The organism is Gordonia sp. GONU (assembly GCF_024733855.1).
GTDB lineage: Bacteria > Actinomycetota > Actinomycetes > Mycobacteriales > Mycobacteriaceae > Gordonia > Gordonia amicalis.
Window position 1 is genome coordinate 12,854 of record NZ_JANRHB010000046.1, and the last position, 18,873, is coordinate 31,726.

At 67.4% G+C, this 18,873-nt stretch carries 16 protein-coding genes; 1 reads left to right on the top strand and 15 read right to left on the bottom strand.

The annotated features are described in order from the left end of the window. Positions 1-22: 22 nt before the first annotated feature. The 15 genes from nuoN to NWF34_RS23830 all read right to left on the bottom strand — a co-directional run bounded on the left by nuoN (position 23) and on the right by NWF34_RS23830 (position 17,787). Entirely contained in the window at positions 23-1,855 is a 1,833-nt protein-coding gene (nuoN, locus tag NWF34_RS23760; protein WP_258326271.1) for an NADH-quinone oxidoreductase subunit NuoN, read from the bottom strand. Beyond that, on the bottom strand, positions 1,852-3,498 hold the full coding sequence (locus NWF34_RS23765; RefSeq protein WP_258326272.1) for an NADH-quinone oxidoreductase subunit M: 1,647 nt from the start codon (positions 3,496-3,498) through the stop codon (positions 1,852-1,854). Before NWF34_RS23765 ends, nuoN begins: the two co-directional genes overlap by 4 nt. Beyond that, entirely contained in the window at positions 3,495-5,408 is a 1,914-nt protein-coding gene (nuoL, locus tag NWF34_RS23770; RefSeq protein WP_258326273.1) for an NADH-quinone oxidoreductase subunit L, read from the bottom strand. Before nuoL ends, NWF34_RS23765 begins: the two co-directional genes overlap by 4 nt. A gap of 10 nt (positions 5,409-5,418) precedes the next feature. Beyond that, the gene (gene nuoK / locus NWF34_RS23775) at positions 5,419-5,718 is read right to left on the bottom strand and encodes an NADH-quinone oxidoreductase subunit NuoK (RefSeq protein WP_258326274.1); all 300 of its coding nucleotides are present in this window, start codon (positions 5,716-5,718) and stop codon (positions 5,419-5,421) included. Next, positions 5,715-6,530 (bottom strand): NADH-quinone oxidoreductase subunit J, encoded by an 816-nt coding sequence (locus NWF34_RS23780; RefSeq protein ID WP_258326275.1) that lies wholly within the window; start codon positions 6,528-6,530, stop codon positions 5,715-5,717. Before NWF34_RS23780 ends, nuoK begins: the two co-directional genes overlap by 4 nt. Beyond that, positions 6,527-7,096, bottom strand: a complete 570-nt coding sequence (gene nuoI, locus NWF34_RS23785) for an NADH-quinone oxidoreductase subunit NuoI (protein WP_006435196.1) — start codon at positions 7,094-7,096, stop codon at positions 6,527-6,529. The genes NWF34_RS23780 and nuoI overlap by 4 nt, the downstream gene beginning before the upstream one ends. Next, the gene (gene nuoH, locus NWF34_RS23790; protein ID WP_258326276.1) at positions 7,089-8,429 is read right to left on the bottom strand and encodes an NADH-quinone oxidoreductase subunit NuoH; all 1,341 of its coding nucleotides are present in this window, start codon (positions 8,427-8,429) and stop codon (positions 7,089-7,091) included. Before nuoH ends, nuoI begins: the two co-directional genes overlap by 8 nt. After that, complete coding sequence (locus NWF34_RS23795; RefSeq protein WP_258326277.1) at positions 8,426-10,858, bottom strand: NADH-quinone oxidoreductase subunit G; 2,433 nt, start codon at positions 10,856-10,858, stop codon at positions 8,426-8,428. Before NWF34_RS23795 ends, nuoH begins: the two co-directional genes overlap by 4 nt. Beyond that, on the bottom strand, positions 10,855-12,975 hold the full coding sequence (gene nuoF, locus NWF34_RS23800; RefSeq protein ID WP_258326278.1) for an NADH-quinone oxidoreductase subunit NuoF: 2,121 nt from the start codon (positions 12,973-12,975) through the stop codon (positions 10,855-10,857). The genes NWF34_RS23795 and nuoF overlap by 4 nt, the downstream gene beginning before the upstream one ends. Beyond that, positions 12,972-14,333 (bottom strand): NADH dehydrogenase (quinone) subunit D, encoded by a 1,362-nt coding sequence (gene nuoD / locus NWF34_RS23805; protein WP_238064071.1) that lies wholly within the window; start codon positions 14,331-14,333, stop codon positions 12,972-12,974. Before nuoD ends, nuoF begins: the two co-directional genes overlap by 4 nt. Continuing rightward, a complete protein-coding gene (locus NWF34_RS23810) occupies positions 14,333-15,037 on the bottom strand; it encodes an NADH-quinone oxidoreductase subunit C (RefSeq protein WP_258326279.1) in 705 nt (234 codons plus the stop codon). Before NWF34_RS23810 ends, nuoD begins: the two co-directional genes overlap by 1 nt. Then, complete coding sequence (locus NWF34_RS23815; RefSeq protein WP_006358935.1) at positions 15,034-15,588, bottom strand: NADH-quinone oxidoreductase subunit B family protein; 555 nt, start codon at positions 15,586-15,588, stop codon at positions 15,034-15,036. The genes NWF34_RS23810 and NWF34_RS23815 overlap by 4 nt, the downstream gene beginning before the upstream one ends. Before the next feature lie 40 nt (positions 15,589-15,628). Then, on the bottom strand, positions 15,629-16,036 hold the full coding sequence (locus NWF34_RS23820; RefSeq protein ID WP_006435190.1) for an NADH-quinone oxidoreductase subunit A: 408 nt from the start codon (positions 16,034-16,036) through the stop codon (positions 15,629-15,631). A gap of 159 nt (positions 16,037-16,195) precedes the next feature. Next, positions 16,196-16,606 carry a hypothetical protein gene (locus tag NWF34_RS23825; RefSeq protein WP_258326280.1) on the bottom strand — a complete coding sequence of 137 codons (411 nt, stop codon included), beginning with the start codon at positions 16,604-16,606 and terminating at the stop codon, positions 16,196-16,198. Between the two features lie 104 nt (positions 16,607-16,710). Continuing rightward, positions 16,711-17,787, bottom strand: coding sequence for a D-alanine--D-alanine ligase family protein (locus NWF34_RS23830; RefSeq protein ID WP_258326281.1), 1,077 nt, complete (start codon positions 17,785-17,787; stop codon positions 16,711-16,713). 134 nt (positions 17,788-17,921) lie between these two features. Here NWF34_RS23830 and murF point away from each other — a divergent pair. Then, positions 17,922-18,873: UDP-N-acetylmuramoyl-tripeptide--D-alanyl-D-alanine ligase (gene murF / locus NWF34_RS23835; protein WP_258326282.1), on the top strand; the 952-nt coding region annotated here is incomplete at its 3' end.

Consider the following 18,873-nt stretch of genomic DNA (forward strand, 5'->3'; position numbering starts at 1 on the left):
GCGAAAAGGGGTGGGTTTGCGGTCAGCGTAGGAACGTCGCGGCTGCGTCGGCGAGGTCGAGCAGCGGTTGCGGGAAGATGCCGAGCACGACGGTGGCCAGCGTGCAGACCGCGATGCCGGTGGTGGTGAGGATGCTCGGCTTCACGATGTGCGGTGCGTCGCGGGTGGGGACGTCGTCGAAGAACATGGCGACGATGATGCGGATGTAGACGTAGGCGGCGATCGCGCTGCTGATCACGCCGATCACCACCAGGACTCCGCCGCCGCTGCCGGCGGCCGCGGCGAAGACGTCGAACTTGGCGATGAAGCCGCTGGTGAGTGGGATGCCGGCGAAGGAGAGCAGGTAGACCGCGAACATGGCGCCGACCAAGGGATACCGCCGGCCCAGACCCGACCACTGGGTGAGATCGGTCGCCTCGCGGCCGGACAGGTGAGGATTGCGGACGGCCGCGGCGGTGCCGTGGACCGCGGCGGTGCGCGCCGACGTGCTCGTGTCCGAAGTTGTCGTGTCCGAAGTTGTCGTGTCCGAAGTTGTCGTGTCCGAAGTTGTCGTGTCACAGTCGGGTTCGCGGATCACCGCCACGGTCGCGAAGGCGCCGAGCGTGGTGAACGCGTAGGCGGCCAGATAGAAGAGCGTCGCGCCGAGTCCGGCATCGTCGAAGGCGATCAGGCCGAGCAGGATGAACCCGGCGTGTGCGATCGACGAGTAGGCGAGCATCCTCTTGATGTCGTTCTGGGTCACGGCCATCACCGATGCGATGACCATCGATGCGATCGCCACCGCCCACAGTGCCGGTTCCCACTGGTCGCGTAGCGCCCCGAAACCGACGTAGAAGACCCGGAGGAGCGCACCGAACGCCGCGACCTTGGTGGCCGATGCCATGAATGCGGTGACCGGGGTCGGGGCCCCCTGGTAGACGTCGGGAATCCACGAATGGAACGGCACCGCACCGACTTTGAACAACAATCCGACCGCGAGCATCGCCAAACCGATCAGCGCCAGCGTCGTGTCGCCGCCGGTACCGGCGACGTCGGTGATCGACGCACCGATCGTCGACAGATTCAACGAGCCGGTCGCCCCGTAGACGAATGCTGCACCGAACAGGAAGAAGGCCGACGAGAAGGCGCCCAGCAGGAAGTACTTCAGAGATGCTTCCTGCGAGATCAGCCGACGACGCCGAGCCAGCCCGCACAACAGGTAGAGCGGCAGCGAGAAGACCTCCAGCGCGATGAACATGGTGAGCAGATCACCGCATGCCGGGAACAGCATCATGCCGCCGACCGCCAGCAGTGCCAGCGGGAACACCTCGGTCGTCACCGCCCCGGCACGAGTCGCCTCGAACTCGGCGTCGGTGTTCGGGACCGAGGCGCCGGACGGGGTGAACATGTCCGCGTCGACGCCACCGCCGTTGAGTCCCGCTCTGCCGGACTGATCGTCGGTGACCGCGGCGCCGGCCAGGGTACGCATGGTGACCGGCGCGACGACCCGCTCGAGCCGACGTTCGGCGATGAACCCGACCGCGATGATCGCGATGATCAGCAGGAGTCCCTGCAGATACAGGGTCGGGCGGTCCAGAACGACGGCCCCCGACATCGCGAACTGTCCGTTCGAGCCGTCCGCTGTCTGTGCGGCCGCCACGGTGGCGAGCGCAGCGAGCGCGACGACGAGTCCGCCCAGCGAAAGCCCCAGCTGCAGTGGGTACCTCAGCCTGCGCGGAGCGAAGGCCTCGACCAGGACCCCGATGACACCTGCGCCGAACACGATCAACATGGGCGACAGGGCCGCGTACTCGACGCTCGGGGTCTCGATCGCGGCCAGCGGCGTCGAACTCAGTGCAACGAAGGACGTACTCATCGGTGGGCCTCCGCATCGGTGGGGCCCTCAGGCCGGTCGTGGGCCGGGATCGGGACCGGGTCCGCCACCGCGGGTGCGGGATCGGTGACCCCGACCGTGGTGAGGGTGCTCTGCACCGCCGGGTCGATCAGGTCGATCATCGGTTTGGGATAGACCCCCAGGGCGATGAGCAGCGCGAGGAGCGGTACGACGACGGCCAGCTCGCGGCCGGCGAGGTCGCGTATCGACGACACCCGCGCATCGTCGGGTCTCGGGGGGCCGCCCATCATCCGCTGATAGGTCCACAGGATGTAGATCGCGGAGAGCACCAGCGCGGATGATGCGAGGACCGCCGCCACCGGGTAGCGCGTGAATGTGCCGATGAGGACCAGGAACTCGCTGATGAATGGGGCGAGGCCGGGTAGCGACAGGGTTGCCAGGCCCGCGATGAGGAAGGTGCCGGCGAGGACGGGGGCGACCTTCTGGACCCCGCCGTAGTCGGCGATCAGCCGACTGCCGCGGCGCGACACCAGGAACCCGGCGATGAGGAACAGGGCGGCGGTGGAGAGTCCGTGGTTGACCATGTACAGCGCCGAACCGGTCTGTCCCTGATCGGTCATCACGAAGATGCCCAGGATGATGAAACCGAAGTGCGAGATGGACGTGTAGGCGATCAGGCGCATGACGTCGGTCTGGCCGATGGCCAGGATCGCGCCGTAGACGATGCTGACGACCGCGAGCCCGCAGACCAGCGGCGCGAAGTACCGGCTCGCATCCGGGAACAGTTGCAGGCAGAACCGCAGCATCGCGAAGGTCCCGACCTTGTCGATGACGGCCATCATCAGCACCGCCGACGTCGGGGTGGCCGCGACCGCAGCATCGGGAAGCCACGAATGCAGAGGCCACAGCGGGGCTTTCACCGCGAACGCGAACATGAAACCGAGGAACAGCAACTTCGCGAGGCCGGTGGTGTCGTCGATCTGGCCGCTCGACACCGCGGCCACGATGTCGCCGAGCGCGAAAGTTCCGCCGCCATCTGCGCCGACGCCGTTCTGTGCGGAGACGACGTACACGCCGATCACGGCGGCGAGCAGGAGCAGACCGCCGAACAGGTTGTACAACAGGAACTTCACCGCCGCACCGGAGCGGTTGGGCCCGGTCCCGAAGCCGCCGATGAGGAAGTACATCGGAATGAGCATGGCCTCGAAGAAAATGTAGAAGAGCAGGATGTCGAGGGCGACAAAGCTCATCAGCACCATCGCCTCGGTGGCGAGGAACAGTGCGAGGTAGATGTGCGGACCCTTCTGGGCGCGTCCGCCCGAATGGTCCAGCGACCCGGCGGATTCGGCGTCGTGCCAGCCGGCGAGCAGGAGCAGGGGCAGGAGCGCGGCCGTCAACAGGATCAGGACCAGGCCGATCCCGTCGAGCCCCAACGCATATCGGGTTCCCAGCGCCGGAATCCAGCTCACGTCCTCGGTGAACTGGTATCGCTCACCGGCCGGATCGAATCCGATCGCGAGGCCGACAGCCACGACGAGGACTCCGAGCGTGATGGCGAAGGCGAACCATCGAGCCACCGCGGGACGGCTCGCGGGTATCGCGAGAACGAGCGCCGCACCCACCGCGGGTGCGAACCAGAGGATCGTCAGCCAGGGGATGTTCACAGCACGTTCACCGCCATCACGAGTGCGACGATCAGGGTCGTCCCGGCGAACATCGACAGCGCGTAGGACCGCACATAACCGTTCTGCCACCTACGTATTCGACGCGACGTACGGGTCACGGCATCGCCGACGCCACTCGTCAGACCGTCGACGCCGTCGGTCTCCACGGCGACCAGGCCGGCGGTGACGCGCTGTCCGGGACGCATCAGCAGCTCTTCGTTGATCGTGTCGCCGTACAGATCATGCCGTGCCGCGACCGTCAGCACCGATACGTCCTCGGGCGCCACGACGGGCACCGGACGGGTGGCATACTGCCGGTAGGCGATCGCGACGCCCACCGCGACGACGACGAGGATGATCGCGGTCATCGCCCACACCGGGATCAGATGATGAGCCGTGTGCTCGCCGACCACCGGTTCCAGCCAGTGCTCGAGCGACCCGCCGATCGCCAGCAGCCCGCCGGAGGCCACCGAGCCCAGTGCGATCAGAACCATCGGCCCGGTCATCACCCTGGGCGACTCGTGCGGATGCGGGACAGCGGCATCCGTGCCGTCGTGCCACCGCTTCTCCCCGAAGAACGTCAGGAGCATCACGCGGGTCATGTAGAACGCGGTGATACCGGCACCGAGAAGCGCTGCACCACCGAGGATCAGCCCCTTTACGCCACCTGCCCCGAACGCGGCCTCGATGATGTGGTCCTTGGAGTAGAAGCCCGCGAACGGTGGGACTCCGATGATCGCGAGATAGCCGACGCCGAAGGTGACGAAGGTGATCGGCATGAGCTTGCGGAGTCCGCCGTAGCGTCGCATGTCGGTCTCGTCGTTCATCCCGTGCATCACCGATCCGGCACCGAGGAACAGGCCGGCCTTGAAGAAGCCGTGCGTGAGAAGGTGCAGGATGGCGAACGCATAGCCGGCCGGACCGAGTCCGGCGGCCAGGACCATGTACCCGATCTGGCTCATCGTCGACGCCGCGAGCGCCTTCTTGATGTCGTCCTTGGCGCAGCCGATGATCGCACCGAACAACAGCGTCACCGATCCGACGACCACGACACCGACCTGCGCGACGGGTGCCAGGTCGAAGATCGGACCCGAGCGCACGATCAGATACACGCCGGCGGTCACCATGGTCGCCGCGTGGATCAGTGCGGACACCGGGGTCGGACCTTCCATCGCGTCGCCGAGCCACGACTGCAGCGGTACCTGTGCAGACTTGCCGCACGCCGCGAGCAGGAGCACGAAACCCAATGCGGTGAGGGTTCCTTCGCCGGCTTGGGGAGCGCCGTCGAAGACCGCGGTGAACGCGACCGACCCGAAGGTGGCGAACATGATCATCAGTGCGACGGCGAGTCCGACGTCGCCGACGCGGTTGACCACGAAGGCCTTCTTCGCCGCAGTCGCTGCGGTCGGCTTGTACTGCCAGAAGCCGATCAACAGATACGACGCCAGGCCCACACCCTCCCAGCCGAGATACAGGCCGAGATAGTTGTCGGCGAGGACGAGGACGAGCATCGCCGCGAGAAACAGGTTGAGGTAACCGAAGAATCGTCGGCGGTCGGGGTCGTCGGACATGTAGCCGATCGAGTAGACGTGGATCAGCGACCCGACACCGGTGATGAGGAGGACGAAGCACATGGACAACTGGTCGAGGCGGAAACCGAAGTCCACCTGCAAGTCTCCGACCGGCACCCAGCGGAACAGTGTGTCGGTGACCCCGCGGTCATCGGCCGAGCGGGACACCATCCCGGCGAACATCACCAGTCCGACCACGAACGACGCGATCGCCGCGGCGGTACCGAGCAGATGACCCCAGCGATCGGTGGCACGACCGCCGAGGAGAAGGATCACCGCACCGGCGAGCGGGAGCGCGGGGACCAACCAGAGCAGTGACGCGGTCAGTTCGGCGTTCACCAATCCTCCTCTACCGCTTGAGCAGATCCGCGTCGTCGACCGACGCCGAGCGGCGCGATCGGAAGATGGTCATGATGATGGCGAGCCCGACGACCACCTCGGCAGCGGCGACCACCATCGTGAAGAATGCGATCACCTGCCCCTCGAAGGACTGGTTCATCCGAGCGAACGTGACGAAGGCGAGATTGGCGGCGTTGAGCATCAACTCGATGCACATGAACACGACGATCGCGTTGCGTCGCAGCAGGACCCCGGCGGCGCCGATGGTGAACAGCAGTGCCGAGAGGTAGAGGTAGTTCTCCGGGTTCATGCGCGCCCCCCGGGATTCTGGCCCTCGGGATTCTTCGGACCCTCCGGGTTCTTCTGCCGCAACGTGCGTGCGGCCAGGATGGCGTTCACCGAGAGGTCGGAGGGACTCCCGTCGGGGAGTCGCGCCGGGACGTCGACCGCATTGTGGCGGGCGTACACACCGGGACTCGGCAGGGGCGTGAGGTTGACGCCGCTACGGAACCGGGCCTGCGACAACTCCTTCTGGGTCAGACGCGGACCGAACCGCTCCCGGTGGGCCAAGACCATCGCGCCGAGGGTGGCCGCGATGAGCAGGGCGCCCGTCAGTTCGAAGGCCCACAGATAACGGACGAAGATCAGTTCGGCGATCGCCTCGATGCCGTAGTTGCTGTCATCGGCCAGTGCGCCGGGGGCGGTGGCGCCGGTGGTGACCGCGATGGTTGCGTTGCCGATCCCCGCGATCAGGAGCACACCGAAGCCGAGTCCGACGAGGGACGCGGCCACGCGCTGCCCTCGCAGGGTCTCTTTGAGTGAGTCCGATGAATCGACGCCGATGAGCATGAGCACGAACAGGAACAGCATCATCACCGCGCCGGTGTAGACGACCACCTGCACGACCCCGAGGAACAGTGCGCCCTGGGCCACGTAGAAGACCGCGAGAACGATCATCGTCGTGGCCAGGAAGATCGCCGAATACACGGCCTTGGTGGCGAACACGACACCCAGTGCGCCGACCACCGCGACGACGCCGAGTACCCAGAACTGCACGGCCTCCCCGGTCGAGGTGCGGACCAGTTCGTCGGCGAGAAGCGTCGTCATCGATCCGGGCGTCATGGCCGCGGCTCCCGTGCGCCCTCGCGCACCGTCGGAGTCGGCAGCGGGGTCAGCCGGCCGTCGGAGGTGATCTCGCCCCGGTAGTAGTTCTCCTCGGTCGATCCCGGTGCCATGGCGTGCGGCGGGGGTTCGACGCCCGGTTGCAGCGGCGCCAGCAGCCGGTCCTTCTCGTAGATGAGGTCGGCGCGGTTGTCGTCGGCGAGTTCGTAGTCATTGGTCATCGTGAGCGCACGCGTCGGACACGCCTCGATGCAGAGTCCGCAGCCGATACACCGCAGATAGTTGATCTGGTAGACCCGCCCGTATCGCTCACCGGGCGAATACCGTTCGTCTGGTGTGTTGTCGGCCCCCTCGACATAGATGGCGTCGGCCGGACACGCCCAGGCGCACAACTCACACCCGATGCACTTCTCCAGTCCGTCGGGGTGCCGATTGAGTTGGTGCCGACCGTGATAGCGAGGTGCGGTCGGTCGTTTCTCCTCGGGATACTGTTCGGTGATGCTCGGCTGGAACATGCCACCGAAGGTGACGCGTAATCCACTGACGGGCTTGAGGAAATCAGGCATCGGTGGTCTCCCTGCTCGGCGTCTGATCGGCGGGAAGGGGCAGCTCGGGGTCGGTGCGGACCGGCTGCGATCTCGAGTCCGGTGCGGGCATCGGCGGGATCGGGAACCCACCGGCCATGGCGTCGAATGCCGCCGGACGTTCGGGTTCCGCGGCCGTCTCCGGCGCATCCGGTACCCGCATCATCCGCCAGATCGCATAGGCGATCAGGCCGGTCACCACGAGACCGGCGCCCGCCGAGACGAGGGCCCGGATGAGTTCGGCGTTGTCGCCGCCGACGAAGGCGCGGATGATCGCCACGACCATCACCCAGGCGAGCGAGATCGGGATGAGCACCTTCCAGCCCAGGTTCATGAACTGGTCGTACCGCAACCGCGGCAGGCTGGTTCGGAGCCAGATGAACACGAACAGGAACGCCCAGACCTTGATGGTGAACCAGAGGACGGGCCACCATCCGGAGTTCGCCCAGTCGAAGGCACTCAGCGGCCACGGGGCCTGCCAGCCGCCCAGGAACATCGTGGTGGCGAGGGCCGAGACCGTCACCATGTTGATGTACTCGGCAAGCATGAACATGGCGAACTTCAGCGACGAGTACTCGGTGTGGAAGCCGCCCACCAGCTCGCCCTCGGCCTCGGGCAGGTCGAACGGGGCGCGGTTGGTCTCGCCGACCATCGAGATCGCGTAGATCACGAAGGACGGGAGCAGCAGCAGGAAGTACCAGTGGTGTTCCTGCGCCGCGACGATCCCGGACGTCGACATCGTCCCGGCGTCGAGGAACACCGCCGCGAACGTGAGTCCCATCGCGATCTCGTAGGAGATCACCTGGGCGGTGGACCGCAGCCCGCCGAGCAGTGGATAGGTGGAGCCCGACGACCAGCCGGCCAGCACGATGCCGTAGACGCCGACCGATGTCACGGCGAGGACATAGAGCACCCCGACGGGCAGATCGGTGAGCTGCAAGGGGGTTTCGTGGCCGAACACCGAGACCATCGGTCCGAACGGGATCACCGCGAACGCCATGACCGCCGGGACGACCGCGATGATCGGTGCGAGGAGGTAGATCACCTTGTCCACGCCGGTCGGGATGATGCCCTCCTTCAGCGCGAGTTTCGCGCCGTCGGCCAGGCTCTGGAGAATCCCGCGGGGTCCGACGCGGTTGGGTCCGATCCGGGTTTGCATGCGCGCCATGATCTTGCGTTCGAGCAGGATCGCGACCAGCGGGTTGAGGACCAGGAACGCGAACACGGCGACGGCCTTGACGACGATGAGCCAGATGGGGTCGTGGCCGAAATCGGTGAGGTCGGGGTAGTCGATGGCGAGCGTGAGCGTGTTCATCGGACGCCTCCGGCGGTGTTCATCGGGACGCCTCCGGCGACGTCGGCCGCCGAGGCAGGCGACAAGGCGACGAGATCGCCCGCCTGTGCCCGCAGGTCCGCGTGGACACGCGATCCGGGCGAGTTGAGCGGGACCCAGACCACCCGGTCGGGCATGTCGGCGTATTCGACGGGCAGCGCGATCTCCCCGTCGGCGGTGCTGACCCGGACCCGCCCGCCGACCGCGACACCGGCTTCGGCGGCGGTCCTCGCCGACATGCGTGCGACCGGTGGACGAGCGGTCCCGGCGAGGTGCGGTTCACCGTCCTGCAGACGACCGAGGTCGAGCAGCATGTGCCAGGTCGCCAGCACGGCCTGACCGGACTCGGGTGCGCGCAGGGGACGGTCATGAGCGACGACGGGCGAGCGGTCACCCGACCACGCCCCGATCCGGCGCAGGTCCATGTGGATGGTCTGCGGCCCGTCGCAGCGCAGTTCGACGCCGAGACGCCGGGCCAGGGCGTCCAGGACCCGGTGGTCGGGGATGTGCCCCGACTCGGTGAGCGCGGCGGTGAAGCTGCGCGGCCTGCCTTCCCAGTCGACGAAGGTGCCTTCCTTCTCGGCCACCGCCGCGACCGGGAACACCACATCGGCGTGCGGTGTCACCGTCGAAGGCCGCTGTTCGAGACTCACGACGAACGGTGCGGCGGCGAGGGCTTCGTTCGCGGCCGCGGGATCGGGGAGATCCTCGAGGTCGACACCGGCGACGACCAGTGACAGCCCGTGATACCGGGCCGCGTCGAGGATGCCGGTGGTGTCGCGACCGGGCCGCGTCGGGATGTCGGATCCCCAGACAGCCGACACCGATTCGCGTGCACTGCGGTCCGTGATCGGTCGACCGCCCGGCAGCAGCCCGGCCATCGCGCCGACCTCGAGTGCACCGCGTTCGCCGGCCCGTCGGGGAATCCAGGCGATGCGAGCGCCCGTGCGGTCCGCGAGATCGGCAGCCGCCCGCAACCCATCCGGAGCGGCGGCGAGCCGCTCACCGGCGACGATCACCGATCCGGGCTCGCGGAGATGGTCGGCCACCTCGGCGGAGGTGAGGATCTCCCCCTCGGCACCGGGCGTCGTGGGGAACAGTCGCGCATCGAGTTTCTGCGCTCCGCGGCTCGCGTACGGCGCCACGGTGGCCACCCGCTGCCGGTTGGTACGTACCGCGCGACGGAGGCGAAGGAAGACGATCGGGGATTCTTCCTCGGGTTCGACACCGACGAGGAGCACCGCCGGCGCGGCGGACAGGTCGTCGTAGGTGGTCTCGAGCCCGCGCCCCGCGACCCGGCTCGCGAGGAAGGACGCCTCCTCGGTGCTGTGGGCGCGCGCACGGAAGTCGATGTCGTCGGACCTCAGGACCGTGCGGGCGAATCGTGAGTAGGCGTAGGCGTCCTCGACGGTGAGACGTCCGCCGGTCAGGACACCCACGTTTCCGATGGTCGCCGAGAGCCCCTCCGCAGCAACGCGGATCGCGTCGGCCCACGACGCCTCCCGCAGTTCGCCGTGCCGGTCGCGGATCAGGGGAGAGGTCAGACGGTCGGCCGCGGTCGCATACGCGAACGCCCATCGCCCCTTGTCGCAGTTCCACTCGGAATTGACCTCGGGGTCGTCGCCGGCGAGGCGGCGGAGCACCTGGCCGCGCCGGTGATCGGTGCGCTGGGCGCATCCGCTCGCACAGTGCTCGCAGACGCTCGGTGTCGAGACCAGGTCGAAAGGCCTTGCACGGAACCGGTACTGCGCACCGGTCAGCGCGCCGACCGGGCAGATCTGCACGGTGTTGCCGGAGAAGTACGAGTCGAACGGTTCGTCCTCATAGATGCTGACCTGTTGCAGCGCACCGCGATCTGCGAGCTCGATGAGCGGGTCGCCCGCGATCTGTGTCGAGAACCGCGTGCACCGGGCGCACAGCACACATCGTTCGCGGTCGAGCAGGACCTCGGACGACAGCGGGACCGGCTTGGTGAACGTGCGCTTGACGCCGTCGAACCGAGACTCGCTGCGGCCGGCCGACATGGCCTGGTTCTGCAGCGGGCACTCGCCGCCCTTGTCGCACACCGGGCAGTCGAGCGGATGGTTGATCAGCAGCAGTTCCATCACGCCCCGCTGGGCATCGGCGGCGATCTGGGAACTGAGCTGCGTCCGGACGACCATCCCGTCGGTGGCCGTTGTCGTGCACGACGCCAGCGGCTTTCGCTGACCCTCGACCTCGACGAGGCACTGGCGGCAGGCGCCGACCGGGTCGAGCAGCGGGTGGTCGCAGAAGCGGGGGATGGTGACGCCGATCTGTTCGGCGGCGCGGATCAGCAGGGTGCCCTTCGGAACCCGGACCTCGTGCCCGTCGATGGTGATCCCGACGAGGTCGGCCCCGGTCGTCGGATCGCTACCGTGTGTGAGGGTCATCGGACACCTCCCGTCGGATTGCCGCCCGGTGAGTCGAAGACCGTCGACAACGAGTGGTCGAACGGACAACCGTGGTCGAGATGAGCGAGGTACTCCTCCCGGAAGTACTCCAGCGAGGACACGATCGGGCTGCCCGCGCCGTCGCCGAGCGCGCAGAACGACTTTCCGACGACGCTGTTGGTGACGTCGGCGAGGGTGTCGAGATCGGCGGTGGTGCCGCCCTCGTGCTCGAGCCGGTGAAGTAGTTGCACCAGCCAGTACGTGCCCTCGCGGCACGGTGTGCACTTTCCGCACGACTCGTGCGCGTAGAACTCGGTCCAGCGCAGGACCGCGCCGACGACACATGTCGTCTCGTCGAAGATCTGAAGAGCCTTGGTGCCCAGCATGGAGCCCGCGGCACCGACTCCCTCGTAGTCGAGTGGGACGTCGAGATGCTCCGGCGTGAGGAGCGGCGTCGACGACCCGCCCGGGGTCCAGAACTTGAGTTCGTGTCCGGCGCGTACGCCGCCGGCGCGTTCGAGGAGCTGCCGCAGGGTGATACCGAGCGGTGCCTCGTACTGGCCCGGATGCGTGACATGGCCGGACAGCGAGTACAGGGTGAAACCAGGGGACTTCTCGGTACCCATCGAGCGGAACCAGTCGACGCCGTTACGGATGATGGACGGCACGCTCGCAATGGATTCCACATTGTTGACCACGGTCGGACTGGCGTACAGACCGGCGACCGCCGGGAACGGCGGGCGGAGGCGTGGTTGGCCGCGACGGCCTTCGAGCGAGTCGAGGAGGGCCGTCTCCTCCCCGCAGATGTAGGCGCCGGCGCCGGCGTGCACCACGAGCTCCAGGTCGAAGCCCGACCCCAGGATGTCGGTGCCGAGATAGCCGGCGGCGTATGCCTCGTCGACCGCGGTGCGAAGCCGCCGCAGAACCGAGGCGACCTCCCCCCGAACGTAGATGAACGCATGATGCGCGCGGATGGCATACGCCGCGATGATCACCCCCTCGATCAGGGTGTGCGGCGTCGCGAGCATGAGCGGCATGTCCTTGCAGGTGCCGGGTTCGGATTCGTCGGCGTTGACCACGAGGTAGTGCGGAATCGACGGTTCGGCGTCGGGAGATTCTTCTTGGGGGATGAACGACCACTTCATCCCGACCGGGAAACCGGCACCCCCGCGTCCCCGGAGGCCGGAGGCCTTGACCATCTCGATGACGTCGGCGGGTGGGGTGTCGAGCGCGGTACGCAGGCCGCGGTAGCCGTTGTGGCGCAGATGATTCGCGAGGGACCAGGACTCGGGCTCGTCCCAGTGGCGGGACAGGACCGGGGTTTCCGGCGGATCGGGTTCGGGTGGTTCGGGGGTTTCGACGCGGCTCCTCGCTGCGCTCGGTGCCGGCTCAACCGGCGGGGGTGGCTTCGCTGCGCTCGGTGCCGGCTCAACCGGCGGGGGAGGCGTTGCGGTTGCGGCGCCGGCGAGCTCGCGTTCGGTCTGGCGGAACGAGCGCACCCTCCCGGTGCCGCGGGCGGGTTCGACGGTGACACCGGCACGGAGGTCCTCGACGAGTTCGATCGTCGACTCCGGTGTCTGGTTGTCGAAGAACTCCCAGTTCACCATCACCACGGGCGCGAAATCGCAGGCGGCGTTGCATTCGACGTGTTCGACCGTGATGCGGGCGTCCGAGGTGGTGTCCCCGGGCTGGACACCGAGGTGGTCGCAGACCGCGCGGAGGATCTCGTCGCCGCCGAGGGTGGCGCACAACATGTTGGTGCACACGCCGACGAGGTATTCGCCGGTCGGCGAACGGCGGTACATCGAGTAGAAGGTCGCGACCGAGGCGACCTGTGCCGCAGTCAGATCGAGCTGACCCGCACAGAATTCGATGCCCGCCCTGGTGATGTGACCGTCCTCGGACTGCACCAGGTGGAGCAGGGGCAGAAGCGCTGACCGCGCCTGCGGGTAGCGCGCGATGATCGGCGCCGCCTGCTCGGCGAGGCGTTCGGCGACCTCGGTCGGATATGCCGACGGGCCATCGAAGGTGATGGTCGGCGCCGGGGTGCACTGTGCGGGCGCGGCGTCCTCGGTCGGCGGGGAGGTGGAAAGGTCCACGAATACGGGATCGGTCATCGGTCCACGCCTCCCATCACCGGGTCGATACTGGCCACCGCGGTGATCACGTCGGCGACCATGCCGCCTTCGCACATCGCCGCCACCGCTTGCAGATTCGTGAACGACGGATCGCGGAAGTGGACGCGATAGGGTCGGGTGCCGCCATCGCTGACCAGGTGGACACCGAGTTCACCGCGTGGGGACTCGACCGCGATGTAGCACTGCCCGGCCGGCACCCGCATACCCTCGGTGACCAACTTGAAGTGATGGATCAGCGCCTCCATCGAGGTACCCATGATCCGGGCGATGTGTTCGGGTGAGTTGCCGAGACCGTCGGGGCCGAGCGCGAGATCCGCCGGCCAGGCCAGCTTCCGGTCGGCGACCATCACCGGGCCGGGACGGAGCCGTTCGAGACACTGTTCGACGATGCGGATCGACTCGCGCATCTCCTTGACGCGGATGAGATAGCGTCCGTACGAGTCACACGTGTCGGCGGTGATGACGTCGAAGTCGTAGGTCTCGTAGCCGCAGTACGGCTGCGACTTTCGCAGATCGTGTGGATAGCCGGTCGACCGCAAGACCGGTCCGGTGATGCCGAGCGCCATGCAGCCGGTCAGATCGAGGTATCCGACGTTCTGGGTCCGTGCCTTCCAGATGTAGTTGTCGTTCAGCAGATCTCCGAGCTCGTCCAGGCGTCCCGGAAGTTCTGCGAGGACCTTGGCGACCTGTTCGGGTCCATCGTGCGGCAGGTCCTGGGCCACCCCGCCGGGGCGGATGTAGGCATGGTTCATACGCAGACCGGTGATGAGTTCGAAGAGGTCGAGGATCAGTTCGCGCTCCCGGAACCCGAGGAACATGGCGGTGACGGCGCCGAGTTCCATACCCCCGGTCGCCAGTGCCACGAGGTGGCTGCTGATTCGGTTCAGTTCCATCAGCATGACGCGGATGACGGTGGCACGCTCCGGGATGTCGTCGGTGATCCCGAGGAGCTTCTCGACGCCGAGGCAGTATGCGGTCTCGTTGAAGAACGGCGACAAGTAGTCCATCCGGGTGACGAACGTGACCCCCTGCATCCAGTTCCGGTACTCGAGATTCTTCTCGATCCCGGTGTGCAGGTATCCGATTCCGCAGCGTGCCTCGGTGACCGTCTCGCCCTCGATCTCCAGGATGAGGCGCAGGACGCCGTGCGTCGACGGGTGCTGGGGCCCCATGTTGACGACGATGCGTTCGTCGCCGGGTTGCTGTTCGGCGCGGGTGCGGACGTCGGAGACGATGGAATCCCAGTCCTGTCCCGAGACGGTGTAGGTGCGCGGCGGTGTCTCCCCGCGTGCGGAGGAGGATCGGGGTTTCGACGATCCGGTGGCTGTGTCGGGCATCAGCTGTACGACCTCCTCCGGTCTGGTGGGTCGACGCGGGTTCCCTTGTACTCGACGGGTACTCCGCCGAGCGGGTAGTCCTTGCGCTGTGGATGTCCCTCCCAGTCATCGGGCATCTCGATGCGCGTCAGCGATCGGTGGCCGTCGAAGACGATGCCGAAGAAGTCGTAGGTCTCGCGTTCGTGCCAGTCGTTGGTGGGGTAGATGTCGCAGATGCTCGGGATGTGCGGATCGGCGTCGGGCGCCGACACCTCGAGGCGCACGCGGCGGTTGTGGGTCAGCGAGGCCAGGGGATAGACGGCGTGCAGTTCACGGTCGGTGTCACCGGGGTAGTGGACTCCGTTGACCCCCAGGCACAGTTCGAACCGCAGCCCGGGTGCGTTGCGGAGGGTGAGTGCGACCGAGGGCAGATGTTCCCGCGCGACGTGGACGGTCATCTCGTCGCGGAAGATGACCACCTTCTCGACGGCGGCGTCGTAGGTGTCGCCGAGCTCGGCTTCCAGGACGTCGGCGATCTCGTCGAAATAGCTGCCGTAGGGGCGAGTCGAACTGGGCGGCAGGGTGATCGGATCGATCAGTCCTCCGTATCCGGAGGTGTCGCCCGTGCCGGGTGCGCCGAACAGCCCGTGGCGGACGCCGATGACCTCGGGGTCGGGTGGCTTGAGGTCTCGGGGATGGGGGTCGGGCATGCCGAGTTCGGTCATCGCAGCAGCCCCTTCATCTCGATGGTCGGAGTCGACTGCAACGCAGCACGTTCCGCTGCCCAGATGGCCTCCTCGCGGTTCACCCCGAGCGGCATCTCCTGGATCTTCTCGTGCAGCTTGAGAATTGCGTTCAGCAGCATCTCGGGACGGGGCGGACAACCGGGGAGGTAGATGTCCACGGGTACGACGTGGTCGACACCCTGGACGATCGCGTAGTTGTTGAACATCCCGCCGGACGATGCACAGACCCCCATCGCCAGAACCCATTTCGGTTCGACCATCTGGTCGTAGATCTGCCGGAGGACCGGCGCCATCTTCTGGCTCACGCGACCGGCGACGATCATCAGGTCCGCCTGCCGCGGGGATGCGCGGAAGGCCTCCATGCCGAACCGTGCGAGGTCGTACCGGCCCGACGTGGTGGACATCATCTCGATTGCGCAGCAGGCGAGCCCGAAGGTGGCCGGCCACAGCGAACCCTTGCGCATGAAGCCGGCGAGATCCTCGACGGTGCTCAGCAGGAAACCGCTGGGGAGTCGTTCCTCGAGTCCCATGACTGACCTCCTTGCAGACGCTTGACCGGGTGAAAAGTCCTCAGTCCCAGCTCAGTCCGCCGCGGCGCCATTCATAGGCGTAGGCGACCGAGACATTGACGATGAACAAGAGCATGGCCGCGAGGCCGAACCAGCCGAAGGAGTCGAAGGCGACGGCCCAGGGGTAGAGGAAGACGATCTCGATGTCGAAGATGATGAACAGCATCGCGGTGAGGTAGTACTTGACCGGCACTCGCTGGATCGGTCCGGTGAAGGTGGGGCCGGCGCCTCCGCGACGGGAGGCGGGAGTGAGCAGACTCTGTCCCACCGGTTCGATGCCGCACTCGTACGCCTCGAGTTTGGCGCGGTTGTACCGTTTCGGACCGATCGCGACGCCGATGAAGACGCTGAAAACGGCAAACGCCACGCCGATTGCCCCGAGGATCATGATCGGGACGTAGGCGTTCAAAGCGTGGACTCCTCCTCGCTCCGGTCGGCCGGAAACACCTGGTGGGCGGCTCCGGCTCGGCGATTGTCCTGCCCGTGTCAGGGGTTCGGTCGGAACCTCCGGACGCGGTTGTGAGCTGCACCACAAGCCTAGGTGTTCGTCCCGCGGGAGTCACCTGTTTCAGACGTTTCGGCGTTTCTCGACCATCTCGACGAAGGCCTCCGGGAGCCCGAGAGGGTCGACCGGAAGTTGCGCGACGGCGTCGGCCCGCGACCATTCGGCGAGCCAGCGGTCGTCGGCGCGGCCGAGCAGCACCAGGACGGGAGGGCTGGGGTCGAGTTCGTCCTTCATCTGCTTGGCGATCCCCATCCCGCCTGCCGGGGATGCCTCGCCGTCGGCGATCACCGCGTCGACCACGCCGGCGTCGAGCTGGGCGAACACCATTGGAGCCGTGGCGACTTCGATGAAGCTGAGTTCGGGGATACTCTGGGACGGCCGGGTGCCGAGTGCACCGATGACCTGGGCCCGGGTCTCGGAATCGTCGGAATAGACCAGCACGCGCAGCGACCGGGCAGCCTGGGTGGGGGTCACGCGTGCGATGCTACCGCCGTTCGACGCCGGGTTCGGGTGACTTGGCCCGCGCGTCGGCCGTCGGTGCCGTGCGGACGGGGGTCCGGCACGCCCGGAGGGGCAGCTCAGTGTTCGGTCGAGAACCCGACGCGCCGCCGGTGGACCTCGAGCGCGAAGGTGACGAGCTGGTCGATGAGGTCGGGGTAGGACACCCCGGTGGCCTCCCACAGCTTCGGGTACATCGAGCCGGGCGTGAACCCGGGGATGGTGTTGACCTCGTTGAGCAGCCACCCTCGCCCGGCCGCCTCGTAGAAGAAGTCCACCCGCGCCATGCCGGTGCATCGCATCGCCGTGAACGTCCGGGCGGCGAGCTCCCTGACCTCGGCGATCGCGTCGTCCGGCAGTACCGCGGGGATGACGAGCCGGGCGGCGCCGGTGACGTACTTGTCCTCGTAGTCGTAGAACTCGCTGCCGGGTTCGATCTCGCCGGGAACCGAGGTCTCGGGGGCCGTGTCGCCGAGGACGGCGACCTCGATCTCGCGACCGGTGATGTTCTCCTCGATGATCACCACGTCGTCGTAGCGAAGGGCCAGGTTGATGGCGGAGTCCAACTCGCGCTCGTCGTGCGCCTTGGTGATGCCGACCGACGATCCGAGGTTCGCAGGCTTCACGAACACCGGGAGTCCGAGCTCGTCGACGGCCCGCGAGACGATGGTGTCCGGGTCGTCGACGCCGTCGCGGAACTCGACCCAGCGGCACTGCGGGATGCCGGCCTGCGCAGCGACGATCTTCGCCATCGCCTTGTCCATGCACAGCGCAGACGAGAGCACCCCGGCGCCGACGTACGGCAGCTTGAACAGCTCGAGCATCCCCTGGATGGTGCCGTCCTCGCCGTGCGGACCATGCAGCAGCGGCAGCACGACGGTGATCGCCTCGTCGGCGTGACCGCGGAGTTCGGCCAGCGGGTCGACGACGGTGCCCGCCACCTCCAGGACGTCGGGGAGCTCGGTGCCGTCGGCGATCGCGGCGATCGCCTTGTCGTTCCGCAGCCAGGTCCCGTCCTTGGCGATGCCGATGGGGACCAGGTCGTATTTCGCCCGGTCGGCGGCGGCGAGCACGTGCGCGGCTGTGACCCGTGACACATCGTGTTCGGCGGAGACCCCGCCGTAGAGGACGACCAGACGCAGGAGCCGCGAAGACATGCATGTCACGATACGGCCCCGGGCCACCGAGTTCTCGGGGTGGAGTGGCCGGTTGTGGATTTCGACACGAGTATCGAGGTCAGCACCGCGGGCGGCGGGGGAGCCGTGCACGGGCCGTCGGCTAGCGTGAGGTCGTGCATTTCTTGGCGAGTGAGATCGCGGCTTCGGTCGGTGGCGAGTTGATCGGTCCCGACGTGCAGGTCGACGGGGCGAGCATCGACTCGCGCAGCGTCCGGCCGGGGCAGCTGTTCGTGCCGATCGTCGCCGAACGCGACGGCCACGACTTCATCCCGGCGGCCCTCGAAAGCGGCGCGGCGGCCTACTTCACCTCGCAGGACGAGGCCACGCGCGGCACCGCCATCAGGGTCCCGGACACCGCGCTCGCGCTCGCCGACCTCGGTCGCGCGGTCCGCCGCCGCATTCCCGACCGCGTCGTCGGGATCACCGGGTCGGTCGGCAAGACCTCCACCAAGGACCTCCTCGCCGGCGTGCTGCAGACCACCTATCGGACCGCGGCGAGTGAGAAATCCTTCAACAACGAGCTGGGACTCCCGCTGACGCTCGCCGGCGCCGCCGACGACGTCGAGGCCGTCGTCCTCGAGATGGGTGCCCGCGGGATCGGCCACATCGACCTGCTGTGCTCCATCGCGAGGCCGACCGTCGGCGTCATCACCCGCGTGGAAGGCGTGCATCTGGAACTGTTCGGGGACATCGAGTCGGTGGCCCGCGCGAAGGGCGAGCTGGTCGAGTCCCTTCCGGCCGACGGGATCGCCGTTCTGAACGCCGACCACCGTTATGTGGCGGCGATGGCGGACCGCACCTCGGCCCGGGTGTTGCGGTACGGCCTGTCGCCCGATGCCGACGTATACGCCTCGGACATCGTCGTCGACGACGAGCTGCGGGCATCCTTCCGTCTGCACACGCCGTGGGGTTCCACCGACGTGCGCCTGGGGGCGCGCGGTGAGCACCAGGTTCCCAATGCGCTCGCGGCGGCCGCCGCCGGCGGCGGCCTCGGAGTGGCGATCGAGGACATCGCGACTGGTCTGTCGGCAGCTGGATTGTCCCGTCTGCGAAAGGAACACGCCA

What these genes read in the sequence shown, in the direction of transcription:
- nuoD (WP_238064071.1), bottom strand. Translation starts at nt 14,333, where the DNA reads ATGCCCGACACAGCCACCGGATCGTCGAAACCCCGATCCTCCTCCGCA.
- NWF34_RS23810 (WP_258326279.1), bottom strand. Translation starts at nt 15,037, where the DNA reads ATGACCGAACTCGGCATGCCCGACCCCCATCCCCGAGACCTCAAGCCA.
- nuoN (WP_258326271.1), bottom strand. Translation starts at nt 1,855, where the DNA reads ATGAGTACGTCCTTCGTTGCACTGAGTTCGACGCCGCTGGCCGCGATC.
- NWF34_RS23795 (WP_258326277.1), bottom strand. Translation starts at nt 10,858, where the DNA reads ATGACCCTCACACACGGTAGCGATCCGACGACCGGGGCCGACCTCGTC.
- nuoK (WP_258326274.1), bottom strand. Translation starts at nt 5,718, where the DNA reads ATGAACCCGGAGAACTACCTCTACCTCTCGGCACTGCTGTTCACCATC.
- nuoH (WP_258326276.1), bottom strand. Translation starts at nt 8,429, where the DNA reads ATGAACACGCTCACGCTCGCCATCGACTACCCCGACCTCACCGATTTC.
- nuoF (WP_258326278.1), bottom strand. Translation starts at nt 12,975, where the DNA reads ATGACCGATCCCGTATTCGTGGACCTTTCCACCTCCCCGCCGACCGAG.
- nuoI (WP_006435196.1), bottom strand. Translation starts at nt 7,096, where the DNA reads ATGCCTGATTTCCTCAAGCCCGTCAGTGGATTACGCGTCACCTTCGGT.
- NWF34_RS23830 (WP_258326281.1), bottom strand. Translation starts at nt 17,787, where the DNA reads ATGTCTTCGCGGCTCCTGCGTCTGGTCGTCCTCTACGGCGGGGTCTCC.
- NWF34_RS23815 (WP_006358935.1), bottom strand. Translation starts at nt 15,588, where the DNA reads ATGGGACTCGAGGAACGACTCCCCAGCGGTTTCCTGCTGAGCACCGTC.
- NWF34_RS23780 (WP_258326275.1), bottom strand. Translation starts at nt 6,530, where the DNA reads ATGACGCCCGGATCGATGACGACGCTTCTCGCCGACGAACTGGTCCGC.